Origin of the sequence: Fictibacillus nanhaiensis (assembly GCF_049537595.1) — a bacterium.
Lineage (GTDB): Bacteria > Bacillota > Bacilli > Bacillales > Fictibacillaceae > Fictibacillus > Fictibacillus nanhaiensis_F.
Genome location: NZ_JBMULM010000001.1, coordinates 1,001,885 through 1,018,349 on the forward strand (window position 1 = coordinate 1,001,885; position 16,465 = coordinate 1,018,349).

The window sequence follows — 16,465 nt, forward strand, 5'->3', positions numbered from 1 at the left end:
TTTATGTATTATGCGATTGCTTTTAGAATGACCCCGATAGCGAAGATTACCGTAAAAAATCCAAACGATACAACGAACCCCATACCGGAATCAATAAGGTCGTTACGCTTACTCTGTACATCTTTTTCGAAATGATTCATGTGACAACCCTCCTAATCCATCCTTAGTATACGTTATCATTTTTAAAAAATCCATACTGAAAATGCTTTCTTTTACGTGTTTTATCTAAAACTTACCAAAGATGAGATTCGTTGTCACCAATATTCTTAAAATGCATAGGATATCCTATTAAAGCTAGCCTTAAACGATTATATCGTTTTGGTGTTAGTGTTTATCATAAATGAAGGAACAGACATATGCGCTGTTCCTTCTTTTGCTTGCAAATGCACTAAGTTCCTCATAGGATAAGAGATAGAGGTGAAAAAGGTGCTCACAGTAGAAACATTAAAAAAGAAGATTAAAAACGATGAATCATCCCCGATCTATCTGATTTGGGGCACAGAAATTTATCTAGCAGAAGAAGCGATACAAACTATATCTGGACTTTTGTCTCCCGACGAAAAGGACTTTAACTTAAGTGTACATAATCTGGATGAAACCTCAATTCAAGAGATTATTGAAGACGCAGAGACGATGCCCTTTTTGGGAGATCGCCGCGTCGTCGTTATAAAAAATGCAGCGTTCTTAACAGCTGCTAAAGATAAATCAAAGATCGAACATGAATTCAAAGTATTTGAACAGTACATACAAAATCCGGCAGATTATACAACGTTAGTTATCGTAGTTCCCCATGAAAAATTAGATGAACGTAAGAAAATAGTAAAATTGGTTAAAACACAATCTGAATTGATTCAGGTTTCCGAACTAAGTAACGATACTGCTGAAAAATGGCTTCAAAAAGAAGCTTCGAATCTAGAGGTATCGATCGATGGAGAAGCGATTCAATTGCTTCTTTCAAGGCTAGGTACACGCATGGCAGTATTGGCAAAAGAAATGGAAAAAATGGCTCTCTTTGTAGGTGGAAATGGAGTTATTACAAAGGAAACCGTGGATTCACTAGTAGCAAGAACTCTTGAGGATGATGTCTTTGCATTAGTTGATCATGTAGTGCATAAAAGAACAGAATTCGCCCTAAGAAGTTTCTATGATCTTATGAAGCAAAATCAAGAGCCGATTCAGATCCACGCTTTGATCACGAGACAATTTCGAATGATTAATGGCGTAAAAGAGTTGCAGAAGAAAGGGTACGGAGAAAAGCAAATCGCTTCTTCTCTAAAATTGCATCCTTACGCAGTAAAACTTGCTGCAAAACATGCAAATCGATTTCATGAAGTTTTTCTTAGGAACTGTCTAAATGAATTTGCAGAAACAGATTATAAATTAAAAACCGGCCAAATGGACAAAACGCTTTTGCTGGAGTTGGAAATTGTTAAACTCTCTCAAGACTCATAACTCTAAGTCAAACCTCTTTTCATACGTTGAAAAGGGGTTTTTTATGAATAAAAAAAACTTTAGAATACTTTGTGTGTAGAGGGTGAGGGTATAAACAGCTGTATATTTGTCGAGTTATGACGACTCGTCGAATTAAGCTCTAAACTCGCTGGAATATCATAAAACACGCCGTATAAACGCCTGAATTTCTAGAATTAATACATGCTTTGAATACCCTGTGAGGTATAAGTGGAGCATAAATAAACTTTATAAATGTAACAGGTCGATGTACAGACATAATAAAAGCCAGCTCATCTTAAGCAGATGAGCTGGCTTTTATAAATAATTGAGCAAAATAAAAAAACGACCTATTGGTGTAAGGCCGTTTTTCGGGTTTCATCCTTCAATTTATGCGTTAACACCGTTTAAAGCCTTAGCAAGACGAGACTTTTGGCGAGAAGCTGCATTTTTGTGGATAAGTCCTTTGTTTGCTGCTTTGTCAATCTTCTTAGAAGCAGTAACAAAAGCTGCTTGAGCACCTTCTGCATTGTTTGAAGCTGCAAGTGCTTCAAAGTTTTTGATAGCAGTACGCATGCCAGACTTTAGTGAAGCGTTGTGTGCACGACGCTTTTCGTTAGTTTTTACACGTTTAATCGCTGATTTAATATTAGCCAATCCATTCACCTCCCTAAATGAACCATGAGCAACAAAATTACTTTCCGTTGCAAAAAATAGGACACAAAGTATTCTATCAAAATCGCCCCCTAAATGCAATACAAGAATGAAAAGGAAGAGTTGCGGCAAAAATAATACAAAGGAAGGTGGTAGATTATGGGTAAGGATTTGGACCTGTCAGCCTATTCAGTTCGAACAGATCTGGCTATAGAAGCGCACGATATGCTGCTAAAAGAAGATGAGGTTGTAAATAAAAGCACGCTTGAAGGTGTCATTATACATGAAAAAGATAGAGATGGAATTAAGATTGTTAGAGTAGAGATCGATGAAAAGGGAGCGGAGACTACCGGGAAAAAAGCGGGTGTGTATGTCACTTTTGAGGTTCAAGGTATTCGTGAAAAAGATTCAAAGCTTCAAGAACGCGTGCAAGAAGTTTTTGCACATGATTTTAATCGTTTCTTAAAAGAACAAGGCATCAAGCAGGATGATACTTGTCTCGTTGTAGGGTTAGGTAATTGGAATGTAACTCCTGATTCTCTTGGTCCATTGGTTGTTGAGAATTTGACCATCACAAAGCATCTGTTTGAGTTAGCTCCTGAAAATGTTGAAGAAGGGTTTCGGCCAGTATGTGCGATTTCACCAGGAGTTATGGGCATTACAGGGATAGAGACGAGTGATATCATCGATGGCATCGTGAAAAAGGCGAATCCAGATTTCGTTATAGCGATTGACGCTTTAGCATCTCGTTCGATCGAAAGGGTGAATGCTACCATTCAAGTTTCAAATACAGGTATCCATCCGGGATCAGGGGTTGGAAACAAGCGTAAAGAACTTAGTAAAGAAACGTTAGGGATTCCAGTTATCTCTATCGGGATCCCTACGGTCGTTGATGCGGCTACGATTACCAGTGATACGATTGATTTTATTCTAAAGCACTTTGGACGTGAGATGAATGAGAAGGATAAACCTTCTAAATCACTTTTACCAGCGGGTATGACGTTCGGGGAAAAGAAAGTCCTTACAGATGATGATCTACCTGACGAGGGTCATCGTAAATCGTTCTTAGGAATCGTTGGTGTCTTAGAAGAAGATGAAAAGCTGCGATTGATCCGAGAAGTTCTAGCTCCTATCGGACATAACTTGATGGTTACACCGAAAGAGGTGGATGTGTTTATTGAAGATATGGCTAATGTTTTGGCGAACGGTTTGAACACAGCACTTCATGGCGGCATCGATCAAGGAAATACTTCTTCTTACACACATTAAACTGTAGTCATGTTTGGACAAGCTTGTGCATAAATTTAAATCGTATATCCCCGCGTGGAGGAATGATCATGACAAAATTTATGTTAAAGTGTTTCGGACTAGTAACTGTTCTTTTATTTGGGGTTTTATTTGGTATTCAAAAAGCTCAGGTTGAGATGGATGAGCTAAATGGCTCTTCACAAGAAAGTGTTGAGTCAAGCTCCAGTCCTGGGATCAAACAAGAGGAAACGGAAAAGAGCCCTGCTTCAATTACAAGTCATGACATCAAGACGAAACAAGAAAAGTTAAGTAAAATTGATTCGTTCAATGTATTTTCAGCACTTGGACAAAGACTTACATCTTGGATCTCTTCAGCTTTTGGTGTCATGATCTCTATATTTGGTGTTATTATTAGTGAGATGTTAGCTGTATTTTCACCCTAGAACCATAAGGGATATCCTCCTTTAGTGGTTCTTTTTATTTAGGTGACATTCAGCCAACAAATTAAGAACGCATTAATTTAAAAAATGAATAACATGAACAGAACGAAAATCTAGTAAAGAAGTTACTGCTAACATAATACATAGTTTCACCCTATTTTTTAGGTTGTGATTGAAACAGATACTTTGTATTGCTATAATCAAAGCTAGTGACTTTTCCTAAAATTGTAGGAGTGAACGTATAATGAACAGAGAAGAAAAATTAAAAAGACAAGCTAAAATCAGGAATTTCTCCATAATTGCTCACATTGACCATGGAAAATCCACTTTAGCGGACAGAATTTTGGAAGAAACGAGTGCACTAACACAGCGTGAGATGAAAGAGCAGCTGTTAGACTCGATGGATCTTGAACGAGAACGTGGGATTACGATTAAATTAAATGCTGTTCAGCTGCAATATAAAGCTAAAGACGGTGAAATTTATACGTTCCACTTGATTGATACCCCAGGACACGTCGATTTTACATACGAAGTGTCTAGAAGCTTAGCAGCCTGCGAGGGAGCATTGCTTATAGTAGATGCTGCTCAAGGAATTGAAGCACAGACGCTTGCGAACGTGTATCTGGCATTAGAGAACGACCTAGAGATCCTACCGGTTATCAACAAGATCGATCTTCCGAGTGCTGAGCCAGAACGAGTGCGCCAGGAGATCGAGGATGTTATCGGGTTGGATGCTTCAGAGGCAGTACTTGCTTCAGCAAAAGCAGGTATTGGTATTCAAGATATTCTAGAACAGATCGTAGCAAAAGTACCGGCACCACCTGGGGATCCAGAAGGACCGCTTAAAGCGCTTATCTTCGACTCTCTTTATGATCCTTATCGAGGTGTCGTTACGTATATTCGTGTGGCAGAAGGAACGGTTAAGGTCGGCGATAAGATTAAGATGATGGCCACAGGTAAAGAGTTCGAAGTACTTGAACTTGGGGTGTTTACTCCAAAAGCCGTACAAAAAGACTTCTTAACGGTTGGAGATGTAGGTTTCTTAACAGCTTCGATCAAAAATGTTGGAGACACACAAGTCGGTGATACGATAACGAGTGCAGTAAAAGGCGCATCTGAACCTCTACCTGGTTATAGAAAGATGAACCCAATGGTATACTGCGGTTTATATCCAGTAGACACAGCGAAATATAACGATCTTCGTGAAGCGTTAGAACGATTAGTGTTAAATGATTCTGCTCTTCAATATGAGCCTGAAACCTCTCAAGCGCTTGGTTTTGGTTTCCGTTGCGGATTCTTAGGCCTTCTTCACATGGAGATCATTCAAGAGCGTATCGAGCGAGAGTTCAATATCGACTTGATCGCGACAGCTCCGAGTGTTATCTACAATGTTACGATGACGGATGGAGAAAAGATCGTTGTTGATAACCCAGCGAACATGCCAGAAGCACAGAAGATTTCAGTTGTTGAAGAACCGTATGTTAAAGCATCTATCATGACACCGAACGATTATGTTGGTACGATTATGGAGATCTGTCAAAAGAAACGCGGAATCTTCATGACGATGGATTATTTAGAAAACAACCGCGTAAATGTTCTTTATGAGATTCCTCTTTCTGAGATCGTGTATGATTTCTTTGATCAGTTAAAATCAAGCACGAAGGGATACGCATCTCTAGATTACGAACTGATTGGTTATAAGCCATCTAAACTGGTTAAAATGGAAATATTGCTGAACAATGAGAAAATCGACGCATTATCGGTAATCGTTCATAAAGATTTTGCATATGAGCGTGGAAAGGTAGTCGTTGAAAAGTTGAAAGAGCTTATTCCTCGTCAGCAGTTCGAAGTGCCGATCCAAGCGGCAATCGGACAAAAGATTGTGGCACGTTCAAACATTAAAGCATTACGTAAGAACGTTTTAGCTAAATGTTACGGTGGAGACATCTCACGTAAGCGTAAGCTTTTAGATAAGCAAAAAGAAGGTAAGAAGCGTATGAAGACGATCGGTAGAGTAGACGTTCCTCAAGAAGCGTTCATGGCTGTTCTTCGTATGGATGATACAAATAACAACAAATAAAGAGCAACTTAAGACCGCGAAGGCAATTCTAGCGGTCTTTCCTAATTTATGAGTTAAAAAGGCGGTGAACATCTTGCTTAAAGCTGCATATCTGCATATTCCATTCTGTGTACAAATTTGTCATTATTGTGATTTTAACAAGATATTTATTCATCAGCAGCCAGTGGATGAATATTTACAATCTATGAAAAAAGAAATGGTCAATACAACGACGAGGTTCAAGGATTATGAGATGGAAACCATCTTCGTAGGTGGTGGAACACCAACCTCTTTGAGCGAAGTACAGCTGCAAACGTTTTTGAGTGATGTGAATGAAGTGCTTGGTAACAGGTTCCTAAAAGAATTCACGGTTGAAGCGAACCCAGAGCAGACAACTAAAGAAAAGATCGCCGTGTTAAAAGCGAATGGAGTTAACAGGCTAAGTGTTGGCGTTCAAGCTTTTCAGTCTTCTTTGTTAAAAAAATTAGGAAGAACACACACCAAAGAAGATATCTATTCCACAGTTGCAGAAGCAAAAAAAGCAGGTATTGATAACATGTCGATCGATCTCATGTTTGGGCTACCAGGCCAAACGATGGATATGTTTAAGGAATCGGTAGATGAAGCATTAGCATTAGATGTTCCTCACATTTCTTCTTATTCGCTGCAGATTGAAAAGAAAACCGTTTTTTATAACTTGGCTCAAAAAGGCAAGTTGGTTCTTCCGGAACAAGAGCTTGAAGCTGAAATGTATGAGTATTTAATCGAGGCTCTTGATAAAAAAGGATTCAAACAATATGAGATCAGCAATTTTGCAATTCCGGGGTTTGAGAGCAAGCATAATCTCCAATACTGGAACAATAACGAATATTTTGGCATAGGTGCTGGAGCTCATAGTTACGTAGAAGGAACAAGAAGAAGAAACGCAGGTCCACTAAAACAATATATGAATTTGGTAGAGGAACATGGTTTTCCATATATCGAAGAACATCATGTTCCACTATCTGAAAAGATGGAAGAAGAAATGTTCATGGGACTTCGTAAAGGGGAAGGTGTTTCTGATGCGACTTTTATGAATCGATATGGCAGATCCATGTTTGATATCTATAAAGAACCTATTCAAAGACTCATTCAAAAAGGTTGGCTAGAACAGAGAGAAGACTCTCTCGTGTTAACAAAGGATGGGAGACCTTTAGGCAACGAAGTCTTCCAAGAATTTATTGGTGTAGTTTTAGATTGACAACGGAGAGTACCTTTTGGTAACTTATATTATAGATTTAGCACTCGCTCTTCAAGAGTGCTAACAAGTGGGGTGATGGTATGTTAACGGAACGACAACTCTTTATTCTTCGTGTTTTAATAGATGACTATATTAAGCATGTTGAGCCTGTAGGTTCCCGTACGATCTCTAAACGAGAGGACATTACCTACAGTCCAGCAACGATTCGAAACGAACTTGCGGACTTGGAGGATCTTGGATTTCTAGAGAAAACCCATACATCATCTGGTAGAATACCATCTGAAAAAGGATATCGATTTTACGTGGACCACCTGCTTCCTTCTCTTTCTATGAAAGAAAGAGAGATTGATCATTCAGAACTTCTGTTTACAGAAAAGGTCCAGGAAGCAGAGGCATTATTTGATCAATCAGCTAAGATTCTATCAGATCTGACAAACTATACATCTGTTGTGTTAGGACCTAACGCATTAGATATGAAGTTAAAGCACATGCAGATCATTCCGATCTCTTCCCAAGTGGCAGTTGCGATCTTTGTGACGAACACGGGGCATGTTGAGAACAGACAGATCGTGCTGCCTGATACGATTGAACCTTCAGAATTAGAAAAGCTCGTGAATATTCTAAACGAAAGACTCGCGGGTGTTCGATTAATAGAATTGAACACACGTATACAAAAAGAACTTTCGGCGGTGTTTAAAAAGCACCTTAAAGATTATCAGAACATGGGTGTTTTTTTAGATCAGCTTCTTCTATGGAGCAAGAAGGAAAAACTTTTTTACGGCGGGAAGACAAATATGCTTTCTCAGCCGGAATTTAGAGATTTAGATAAAGTTAGACCGCTTCTAGATTTTTTAGAAACGCGTGATTTAATGGAAAAGCTCGTGTCATCTACAGAAAAAGGGCTTACCATAAGGATCGGAACAGAAAATGAGCATGAAGCGATGAAAAACTGCAGTGTGATCAATGCCTCTTACACGATGCATGGTAAACATATAGGTACGATCTCATTAATCGGTCCAACTAGAATGGAATATCAAAAGGTCATCTCTTTACTAGATTCATTATCAAAGGAAATGACGAACCGATTAAACGATTTTTCAAATTAGTGGATTACTTTAGGGAGGTGAAAGCATGAACAAAGAGGACATCACTCAAGATCAATCAAAAACTGATGTGAATGAAGAAGTAACAGAAACTGAAGAAATCGTTGTTGAAGAAGTGGAATCTACTACAGAAGAACCTCTAACTGAAGAGCAGCAACGTATTTTAGAGCTAGAAGCAAAGCTTGAGGAAGCCAGCCAGAAGAATCTTCGCCTTCAAGCGGATTATGATAATTTCCGCCGCAGATCGAGAGAAGAACAGGCAGCTAGCCTTAAATATAAATCTCAAAGTCTTCTTGAACAGTTATTGCCTGCACTCGATAACTTTGAGCGTGCTTTGAAGACAGAAGCTACAAACGAACAGACCAAAACCCTTATCCAAGGAATGGAAATGGTTTATCGTCAACTAGCAGATGCATTGAAACAAGAAGGACTGACAGAAATTCCGTCAGTCGGTCAAACATTTGACCCCAACCTGCATCAAGCCGTTATGCAAGTGGAGGATTCTGAAGCAGAGTCTAATACAGTTATTGAGGAACTGCAAAAAGGTTATATGTTAAAAGATCGAGTTATTCGACCAGCAATGGTTAAAGTAAACGCGTAGATAAAACTACATATGAATGATGGAGGGAAAAAACATGAGTAAAATCATCGGTATTGACTTAGGTACAACAAACTCTTGTGTAGCTGTTATGGAAGGTGGAGAAGCGGTAGTAATTCCAAACCCGGAAGGTAACCGTACGACACCATCTGTTGTAGCGTTCAAAGATGGAGACCGTTCTGTTGGTGAAGTTGCTAAACGCCAAGCTGTAACGAACCCGAACACGATCATGTCGATCAAACGTTACATCGGAACAGATCACAAAGAAACAGTTGAAGGTAAAGACTATACACCACAAGAGATCTCTGCGATCATCTTGCAAAAATTAAAGTCTCATGCTGAAGACTATCTTGGAGAAAAAGTTGAAAGAGCGGTAATTACAGTTCCGGCTTATTTCAATGATGCACAGCGTCAAGCTACGAAAGATGCTGGACAGATTGCTGGACTTCAAGTTGAGCGTATTGTGAACGAGCCAACAGCAGCTGCATTGGCTTACGGACTTGAAAAGGATGAAGACCAAACAATTTTAGTATTTGACCTTGGTGGCGGTACGTTTGACGTATCTATCCTTGAACTAGGTGATGGGTTCTTCGAAGTAAAAGCAACATCTGGTGATAACAAGCTTGGTGGAGATGACTTTGACCAAGTAATCATCGACTATCTAGTAAGCGAATTTAAGAAAGAGAACGGTATCGATCTTTCTCAAGATAAGATGGCACTACAACGCCTAAAAGATGCTGCAGAGAAAGCGAAGAAAGACCTTTCTGGTGTAACATCTACACAGATCTCATTACCGTTCATCACAGCTGATGCTTCTGGACCTAAGCACTTAGAGCTAAACTTATCACGTGCAAAATTTGAAGATCTTTCTTCAGACTTAGTTGAACGCACGATGGGACCTACTCGTCAAGCTCTTAATGATGCTGGCATGTCACCATCTGACCTTGATAAAGTTATTCTTGTAGGTGGATCGACTCGTATCCCAGCTGTACAAGAAGCAATCAAGAAATTTACTGGTAAAGAGCCGCATAAAGGAGTAAACCCTGACGAAGTTGTTGCACTTGGTGCTGCAATTCAAGGTGGAGTACTTGCTGGAGATGTGAAAGATGTTGTTCTTCTTGATGTAACACCACTTTCATTAGGAATTGAAACGATGGGTGGCGTGTTTACTCGATTGATCGATCGTAACACGACGATTCCAACTTCAAAATCTCAAGTATTTTCAACGGCTGCTGATAACCAAACATCTGTTGATATACATGTTCTTCAAGGAGAGCGTGAGATGGCAGCACACAATAAAACGCTTGGAAGATTCCAGTTATCTGAGATCCCTCCAGCACCACGTGGAGTGCCTCAAATTGAAGTAAGCTTTGACATCGATGCGAACGGTATCGTAAACGTACGTGCAAAAGATTTAGGAACGAACAAAGAGCAATCCATCACGATTAAATCTTCTACAGGACTTTCTGATGAAGAGATCGATCGCATGGTTAAAGACGCTGAAGAAAATGCAGAAGCAGATAAGAAGAAACGTGAAGAGATCGACACTAGAAACGAAGCGGATCAGCTCGTGTTCACAGTAGATAAGACGTTGAAAGACCTTGAAGGTAAAGTAGACGAAGCTGAAGTGAAAAAAGCTGAAGAAGCGAAAGAGAGCTTGAAAAAGGCTCTTGAAGGTGACGATATCGAAGCGATTAAGAAAGAAAAAGAAGCTTTGAGCGAAATCGTTCAACAACTTTCTGTAAAACTTTATGAGCAAGCGGCTCAACAAGCTCAAGCTCAGCAAGGCGATGCAGAAGGACAATCAACAAAGAACGATGACAACATCGTTGACGCTGATTATGAAGAAGTAAACGACGACAAAAAGTAACACTTAGCAGATAAAAGTCAAAGTCAGGTCATCTTGACTTTGACTTTTTTTCTGAGTTGGCGATGAGTTCATTGGGCTTAAGACCGTAACAAAACCTTTGCAGTTTTCGTCTTGAGTCAGGTGGTATTCAATGGTAAGATAACTTTTATGTGAGAATTCGGGAGTGTCCTATATGAGTAAACGAGATTATTACGAAGTACTTGGATTAGATAAAAATGCCTCAAACGATGAGGTGAAAAAAGCATACCGTAAACTTGCCAGAAAGTATCACCCAGATGTTAATAAAGAGGCAGATGCGGAAAATAAATTTAAAGAAGTAAAAGATGCATATGAAACATTGAGTGATCCTCAAAAGAAAGCTCATTATGATCAATTTGGTCATACAGATCCTAACCAAGGATTCGGTGGCGGCGGAGCAGGCTTTGATGGCTTTGGCGACATTTTTGATATGTTCTTTGGTGGAGGCGGAGGACGAAGAAATCCAAACGGTCCGCGTCAAGGAAACGATCTTCAGTATGGGCTTAGACTATCTTTTGAAGAGGCGGTCTTCGGAAAAGAAACTGAAATACAGATTCCTACAGAAGAATCATGTGAAACTTGTCATGGTTCCGGTGCTAAACCTGGAACAAAACCTGAAACATGTTCGCATTGTAACGGAAGCGGTCAGCTGAATGTTGAGCAGAATACACCGTTCGGCCGTATTGTAAATCGCCGAGTATGTAACCACTGTAGTGGAAAAGGTAAGATCATAAAAGAAAAATGTAAGACGTGTCATGGAAATGGGAAAGTACGCAAGAACAAGAAGCTTTCTGTTAAAGTGCCAGCTGGTGTCGATAACGGACAGCAGATTCGCATGTCTGGGCACGGTGAGGCAGGGGCGAACGGCGGTCCTGCAGGTGATCTTTACGTGGTCTTCCAAGTAGCAGATCATGAGTTTTTTGAGCGTGATGGAGATGATATCCTTTGTGAGATGCCGTTAACGTTCTCACAAGCAGCACTTGGTGATGAGATTGAAGTTCCAACATTGTACGGCAAAGTTAAGCTGAAGATTCCAGCAGGGACACAGACAGGAACACATTTCCGTTTAAGAGGAAAAGGTGTTAAAAACGTTCATGGAAGAGGTCAAGGTGACCAGCATATCCAAATCAAAGTCATAACACCGAAAAACCTAACGGAAAAACAAAAACAGCTTCTTCGCGACTTCTCAGAAATCAGCGGAAGCATGCCAGATGAACAACAAGATGGTTTCTTCGACAAAGTAAAACGCGCATTTAAAGGCGAGTAAAACACAGCTTGCAATTCATCTCTGATTTTGGAATACATGAATGAACTCAGTGTTCTATCTAAAGATTGTTCATTTGAACTTCATTGAATGTTGATTGTAACGGAAGGTGGCGAGACTCCTGCGGGACTGGCGGTCAGGTGAGACCTTTAACGGTGCAAAGCGGCAAAGGGCTCACCGCCTGCCCCGCGGAAAGCGAGCCACATGGAGTGGAAATCAACCACTCACAAGGGCAACAGAGTAATAACCTATAAATATGTTCTAAAAGCCAAACTAACTAACGGAGTTGATATGATGAAATGGTCAGAGATTAGCATCCACACTACTCAGGAAGCTGTTGAACCAGTATCGAATATTTTACATGAGGCGGGAGCTAGCGGAGTTGTGATTGAGGATGTAGATGACCTCTCTAAAGAGCGTCAATCCGTATTTGGCGAAATCTATCAGCTTAACCCTTCTGATTATCCTTCTGAAGGTGTCATTTTAAAAGCTTACTTACCCGTTAACAGTTTTTTAGGTGAAACGGTTGAAGAAATCAAACAAGCGATCACGAACCTTGTTAAATACGACATTGATATCGGTGCAAACACAATTTCGATATCAGAAGTGAACGAGGAAGAATGGGCGACCGCTTGGAAAAAGTATTACAAACCCGTAAAAATTTCGAAACGGATCACGATCACCCCTACATGGGAAGATTATAAACCTGTACATTCTGATGAACTTATTATTGAGCTTGATCCAGGTATGGCCTTTGGTACAGGTACACACCCAACAACAGTCATGAGCTTGCAAGCTATTGAAAAATATATAGCTGAAGGGGATTCTGTCATTGATGTGGGAACAGGATCAGGTGTATTGAGCATTGCATCAGCTATGTTAGGCGCCAATAAAGTTGAGGCATATGATCTGGATGAAGTTGCAGTAAATTCTGCACGATTGAATGTGAAACTAAACAAAGTAAACGAAAGAGTGCATGTTGATCAGAATGATCTCCTAAAAGGGATTGAAGGTCCAGTTGACCTTGTAGTAGGAAATCTTTTGGCAGAAATCATACTCTTGTTTGTTGAAGATACAGCAAAAGTTTTAAAGCCAGGTGGTTATTTTATTACGTCTGGGATCATCCAAGGTAAGAAGCGCGACGTTAGAGCGAAATTAGAAGAGCATGGTTTCAAGATCGTTGAAGTATTAGAGATGGAAGATTGGGTTGCGATCGTTGCTCAAAATAAGGAATAGGATAGGAAGTGCATTTCATGCAAAGGTACTTTGTTTCAACAGAAAACTGGAAAGATGACTCTGTTACAATTACAGGGGATGATGCGAAGCACATCTTAAAGGTGATGAGAATGCAAGTAGGAGACGATTTCATCTGCTGTGATAACAAAGGTCGTACTTCTTTGTGTGAAATCATAGAGGTTGATGGTAACGAAGTACAGACGAAGATCGTAAAGGAAATTGAAAGAAGTGCTGAGCTCCCTGTCTCTGTTACCATTGCTCAAGGATTACCAAAAGGGGATAAGTTAGAGTATATCATCCAAAAGGGTACCGAACTCGGGGCTTTCTCCTTTTTTCCATTTGCAGCAGACCGTTCTGTAGTAAAATGGGATAACAAAAAAGCAGTTAAGAAAAAAGAAAGACTTGAAAAAATTGCAAAAGAAGCGGCAGAGCAATCACATAGAAACCGGGTTCCAGACATTTTGAATCCTGGTTCTTTTTCTGATTTGCTAAAAATGACAGAACAGTATAAGATAAAAATCGTTGCGTTTGAGGAAGAAGCAAAACAAAATGAAATCTCTCATTTTGCTTCTGCTCTACGTACAGCTGAAATAGGAGACTCAATCCTATGTGTGATCGGTCCGGAAGGTGGCATCAGTGAGAAAGAAGCAGCCTTGCTTAATGATCATGGCTTTTTATTGTGCGGACTGGGTCCGAGGATCTTAAGGACCGAAACAGCACCATTGTATTTGTTATCAGCTATTTCTTATCATTTTGAATTAAAGGGGTGATCATCATGCCATCCGTAGCATTTCATACATTAGGTTGTAAAGTAAATCATTATGAGACTGAAGCGATCTGGCAGCTTTTCCAAGCTGAAGGATATGACCGTACTGATTTTGATAGTACAGCAGACGTCTATGTAATCAATACATGTACTGTAACGAACACTGGTGATAAAAAGAGCAGACAAGTAATACGAAGAGCTATCCGGAAAAACCCGGACGCTGTTATTTGTGTAACAGGTTGCTATGCTCAAACATCGCCTGCAGAAATTATGGCGATTCCAGGAGTAGACGTTGTAGTCGGTACACAAGACCGTTCTAAAATGCTTACTTACATTCAACAGTATAAAGAAGAACGCATGCCTATCAATGGTGTGTCTAACATCATGAAAGCACGTGTTTATGAGGAACTAGATGTTCCGGCATTTACCGATCGAACACGTGCATCGCTCAAGATACAAGAAGGGTGCAACAATTTTTGCACGTTCTGTATTATTCCTTGGGCAAGAGGCCTTCTTCGTTCTCGTAAACCTGAAGATGTACTATCTCAAGCTCAACAGCTTGTAGACTCTGGTTACAAAGAGATCGTTCTAACAGGCATTCATACTGCTGGGTACGGAGAAGATATGAAAGACTACTCTTTTGCGAAGTTGTTGGATGATCTTGATAAGAACATCTCTGGATTAAAACGAATCCGTATCTCATCCATTGAGGCTAGTCAGATCTCAGATGAAGTGATTGAAGTTATGGGCAGATCAGACAAAGTAGTTCCTCATCTGCACATACCGTTGCAATCAGGGTCTAATACCGTTCTTCAACGAATGAGACGAAAATATTCAATGGAAATGTTTGGTGAAAGATTGGATCGACTAAAAGAAGCACTTCCAGGACTTGCGATTACATCTGATGTAATTGTTGGTTTTCCAGGTGAGACTGAGGAAGAGTTCATGGAGACTTATCGTTTCATCGAGAAACATAAATTTATGGAACTTCATGTGTTCCCTTATTCCAAACGGACTGGTACGCCAGCTGCTAAGATGGAGGATCAAGTTCCAGAAGATATTAAAAACGAGCGCGTTCATAAGCTTATAGCTCTATCTGATCAACTAGCCAAAGAATATGCATCCAACTATGAAGATACTGTTGTGGAAGTAATTCCTGAAGAGGCGTTTAAAGAAGATCCTACGAACAAACTATACGTAGGGTATACACCGAACTATCTTAAAGTTTTGTTTGAAGGAAACGAAGAGATGATTGGTAAATTGGTTAAAGTGAAAATCACTGAAGCTGGGTATCCTTATAATAAAGGTGTCTTTGTAAAACAAGAAATGGAAGAAATCCTAAAGCAAGCTGTTTCAAGCTAACATCCTGGAGTTCATGCCAGGGTGTTTTTTTAAAACATATTAAAGGTTAGGTGGTTATTTCACCTCACTGTAAATATTTTTAAGATGCTCGATTTATGTCGAAAAATTTGTTATGATACTAACGGTGTTTAATTTTTTTATTTAGAAAGGGTTTGTTGAAATGAGCAATTTAAACGTTGCAAGAATGATCGACCATACAGCATTAAAAGCTGAAACTTCAAAGAAAGAAATCTTAACTCTTTGTGAGGAAGCTAAAAAATATAATTTCTTTTCTGTTTGTGTTAATCCTACTTGGGTATATACAGCATTCGAACAATTAAAAGATTCTGATGTAGCAGTTTGTACGGTAATTGGTTTTCCGTTAGGTGCAAACACTCCGGAAGTAAAAGCGTTCGAAACGAAGAATGCAATTGAAAACGGTGCAACGGAAGTAGATATGGTAATCAACATCGGTGCATTAAAAGATGGCAACTACGAGCTAGTAGAACAAGATGTTCGTGCAGTTGTTGAAGCAGCTAAAGGCAAAGCTTTAACAAAAGCGATTATTGAAACTTCTCTTCTTACAAACGAAGAAAAAGTTAAAGCTTGTGAGATCGCTGTTAAAGCAGGTATCGATTTTGTTAAAACATCAACAGGATTCTCTACTGGTGGAGCAACTGTAGAAGATATTAAATTAATGCGTGAAACAGTCGGTCCTAACATCGGTGTTAAAGCATCTGGCGCAGTACGTGACCGTGAGACTGCTTTAGCTATGATCGAAGCAGGTGCTACACGTATTGGAGCAAGCGCTGGAATCGCGATTGTTGAAGGTGGAACATCTACTTCAGATTATTAATTTTAACTTTTAAGTCATTTACCTTATCTCCTAAGACCAACTTGTTTAAATTAAGTTGACCGTACAGCAAGGATATATTATAATGGCAAAAGATATGTGACGCATCTTTACTTTATGTAAGGGTGGTCTGGAGGGAGGGAAATACAAATGGCAGAAACACGTATTCGCAAGAATGAATCCATTGATGATGCTCTTCGTCGTTTTAAAAGATCCGTTTCCAAAGATGGAACATTGGCTGAAGTTAAAAAGCGCAAGCATTATGAAAAGCCAAGCGTAAAGCGTAAGAAGAAGGCTGAGGCAGCAAGAAAGCGTAAGTTCTAAGC

Annotated in this window: 16 protein-coding genes; 14 read left to right on the forward strand and 2 right to left on the reverse strand. The window is 39.7% G+C overall.

All coding sequences use genetic code 11. The features are described from left to right. Positions 1 to 8 precede the first annotated feature (8 nt). Positions 9 to 140, reverse strand: a complete 132-nt coding sequence (locus ACOZ9X_RS04925) for a YqzM family protein (RefSeq protein WP_082820577.1) — start codon at positions 138 to 140, stop codon at positions 9 to 11. Positions 141 to 417: 277 nt separating this feature from the next. Here ACOZ9X_RS04925 and holA point away from each other — a divergent pair, with 277 nt between their 5' ends. Beyond that, positions 418 to 1,452 (forward strand): DNA polymerase III subunit delta, encoded by a 1,035-nt coding sequence (gene holA, locus ACOZ9X_RS04930; protein WP_423417237.1) that lies wholly within the window; start codon positions 418 to 420, stop codon positions 1,450 to 1,452. Between the two features lie 387 nt (positions 1,453 to 1,839). On the opposite strand, the gene rpsT is transcribed toward holA, so the two are convergent. Beyond that, positions 1,840 to 2,106, reverse strand: coding sequence for a 30S ribosomal protein S20 (gene rpsT / locus ACOZ9X_RS04935; protein ID WP_066291124.1), 267 nt, complete (start codon positions 2,104 to 2,106; stop codon positions 1,840 to 1,842). 156 nt (positions 2,107 to 2,262) lie between these two features. Between rpsT and gpr the strand changes: the two genes are divergently transcribed. The 13 genes from gpr (at position 2,263) to rpsU (ending at position 16,463) form a co-directional block, all read left to right on the forward strand. Beyond that, positions 2,263 to 3,372 carry a GPR endopeptidase gene (gene gpr / locus ACOZ9X_RS04940; protein ID WP_423417238.1) on the forward strand — a complete coding sequence of 370 codons (1,110 nt, stop codon included), beginning with the start codon at positions 2,263 to 2,265 and terminating at the stop codon, positions 3,370 to 3,372. Between the two features lie 68 nt (positions 3,373 to 3,440). Beyond that, a complete protein-coding gene (locus ACOZ9X_RS04945) occupies positions 3,441 to 3,794 on the forward strand; it encodes a DUF3679 domain-containing protein (protein ID WP_423417239.1) in 354 nt (117 codons plus the stop codon). A gap of 241 nt (positions 3,795 to 4,035) precedes the next feature. Then, a complete protein-coding gene (gene lepA / locus ACOZ9X_RS04950) occupies positions 4,036 to 5,871 on the forward strand; it encodes a translation elongation factor 4 (RefSeq protein ID WP_423417240.1) in 1,836 nt (611 codons plus the stop codon). Positions 5,872 to 5,944: 73 nt separating this feature from the next. Then, entirely contained in the window at positions 5,945 to 7,090 is a 1,146-nt protein-coding gene (hemW, locus tag ACOZ9X_RS04955) for a radical SAM family heme chaperone HemW (protein WP_423417241.1), read from the forward strand. Between the two features lie 80 nt (positions 7,091 to 7,170). Then, a complete protein-coding gene (hrcA, locus tag ACOZ9X_RS04960) occupies positions 7,171 to 8,196 on the forward strand; it encodes a heat-inducible transcriptional repressor HrcA (RefSeq protein WP_423417242.1) in 1,026 nt (341 codons plus the stop codon). A gap of 25 nt (positions 8,197 to 8,221) precedes the next feature. After that, entirely contained in the window at positions 8,222 to 8,794 is a 573-nt protein-coding gene (gene grpE, locus ACOZ9X_RS04965; RefSeq protein ID WP_423417243.1) for a nucleotide exchange factor GrpE, read from the forward strand. A gap of 34 nt (positions 8,795 to 8,828) precedes the next feature. After that, complete coding sequence (gene dnaK / locus ACOZ9X_RS04970) at positions 8,829 to 10,661, forward strand: molecular chaperone DnaK (protein ID WP_423417244.1); 1,833 nt, start codon at positions 8,829 to 8,831, stop codon at positions 10,659 to 10,661. 172 nt (positions 10,662 to 10,833) lie between these two features. After that, positions 10,834 to 11,946 (forward strand): molecular chaperone DnaJ, encoded by a 1,113-nt coding sequence (gene dnaJ, locus ACOZ9X_RS04975; RefSeq protein ID WP_423417245.1) that lies wholly within the window; start codon positions 10,834 to 10,836, stop codon positions 11,944 to 11,946. Positions 11,947 to 12,237: 291 nt separating this feature from the next. After that, on the forward strand, positions 12,238 to 13,179 hold the full coding sequence (prmA, locus tag ACOZ9X_RS04980) for a 50S ribosomal protein L11 methyltransferase (protein WP_066396297.1): 942 nt from the start codon (positions 12,238 to 12,240) through the stop codon (positions 13,177 to 13,179). 17 nt (positions 13,180 to 13,196) lie between these two features. Continuing rightward, positions 13,197 to 13,949, forward strand: coding sequence for a 16S rRNA (uracil(1498)-N(3))-methyltransferase (locus ACOZ9X_RS04985; RefSeq protein ID WP_153237794.1), 753 nt, complete (start codon positions 13,197 to 13,199; stop codon positions 13,947 to 13,949). Between the two features lie 5 nt (positions 13,950 to 13,954). Continuing rightward, positions 13,955 to 15,307 (forward strand): tRNA (N(6)-L-threonylcarbamoyladenosine(37)-C(2))-methylthiotransferase MtaB, encoded by a 1,353-nt coding sequence (mtaB, locus tag ACOZ9X_RS04990; protein WP_423417246.1) that lies wholly within the window; start codon positions 13,955 to 13,957, stop codon positions 15,305 to 15,307. 160 nt (positions 15,308 to 15,467) lie between these two features. After that, positions 15,468 to 16,142, forward strand: coding sequence for a deoxyribose-phosphate aldolase (gene deoC / locus ACOZ9X_RS04995; RefSeq protein WP_144698983.1), 675 nt, complete (start codon positions 15,468 to 15,470; stop codon positions 16,140 to 16,142). 147 nt (positions 16,143 to 16,289) lie between these two features. After that, positions 16,290 to 16,463 (forward strand): 30S ribosomal protein S21, encoded by a 174-nt coding sequence (rpsU, locus tag ACOZ9X_RS05000; RefSeq protein ID WP_066237650.1) that lies wholly within the window; start codon positions 16,290 to 16,292, stop codon positions 16,461 to 16,463. Positions 16,464 to 16,465: the final 2 nt, after the last annotated feature.

What these genes read in the sequence shown, in the direction of transcription:
- ACOZ9X_RS04925 (WP_082820577.1), bottom strand. Translation starts at nt 140, where the DNA reads ATGAATCATTTCGAAAAAGATGTACAGAGTAAGCGTAACGACCTTATT.
- gpr (WP_423417238.1), top strand. Translation starts at nt 2,263, where the DNA reads ATGGGTAAGGATTTGGACCTGTCAGCCTATTCAGTTCGAACAGATCTG.
- ACOZ9X_RS04945 (WP_423417239.1), top strand. Translation starts at nt 3,441, where the DNA reads ATGACAAAATTTATGTTAAAGTGTTTCGGACTAGTAACTGTTCTTTTA.
- lepA (WP_423417240.1), top strand. Translation starts at nt 4,036, where the DNA reads ATGAACAGAGAAGAAAAATTAAAAAGACAAGCTAAAATCAGGAATTTC.
- hrcA (WP_423417242.1), top strand. Translation starts at nt 7,171, where the DNA reads ATGTTAACGGAACGACAACTCTTTATTCTTCGTGTTTTAATAGATGAC.
- grpE (WP_423417243.1), top strand. Translation starts at nt 8,222, where the DNA reads ATGAACAAAGAGGACATCACTCAAGATCAATCAAAAACTGATGTGAAT.
- dnaK (WP_423417244.1), top strand. Translation starts at nt 8,829, where the DNA reads ATGAGTAAAATCATCGGTATTGACTTAGGTACAACAAACTCTTGTGTA.
- dnaJ (WP_423417245.1), top strand. Translation starts at nt 10,834, where the DNA reads ATGAGTAAACGAGATTATTACGAAGTACTTGGATTAGATAAAAATGCC.
- prmA (WP_066396297.1), top strand. Translation starts at nt 12,238, where the DNA reads ATGAAATGGTCAGAGATTAGCATCCACACTACTCAGGAAGCTGTTGAA.
- ACOZ9X_RS04985 (WP_153237794.1), top strand. Translation starts at nt 13,197, where the DNA reads ATGCAAAGGTACTTTGTTTCAACAGAAAACTGGAAAGATGACTCTGTT.
- mtaB (WP_423417246.1), top strand. Translation starts at nt 13,955, where the DNA reads ATGCCATCCGTAGCATTTCATACATTAGGTTGTAAAGTAAATCATTAT.
- deoC (WP_144698983.1), top strand. Translation starts at nt 15,468, where the DNA reads ATGAGCAATTTAAACGTTGCAAGAATGATCGACCATACAGCATTAAAA.
- rpsU (WP_066237650.1), top strand. Translation starts at nt 16,290, where the DNA reads ATGGCAGAAACACGTATTCGCAAGAATGAATCCATTGATGATGCTCTT.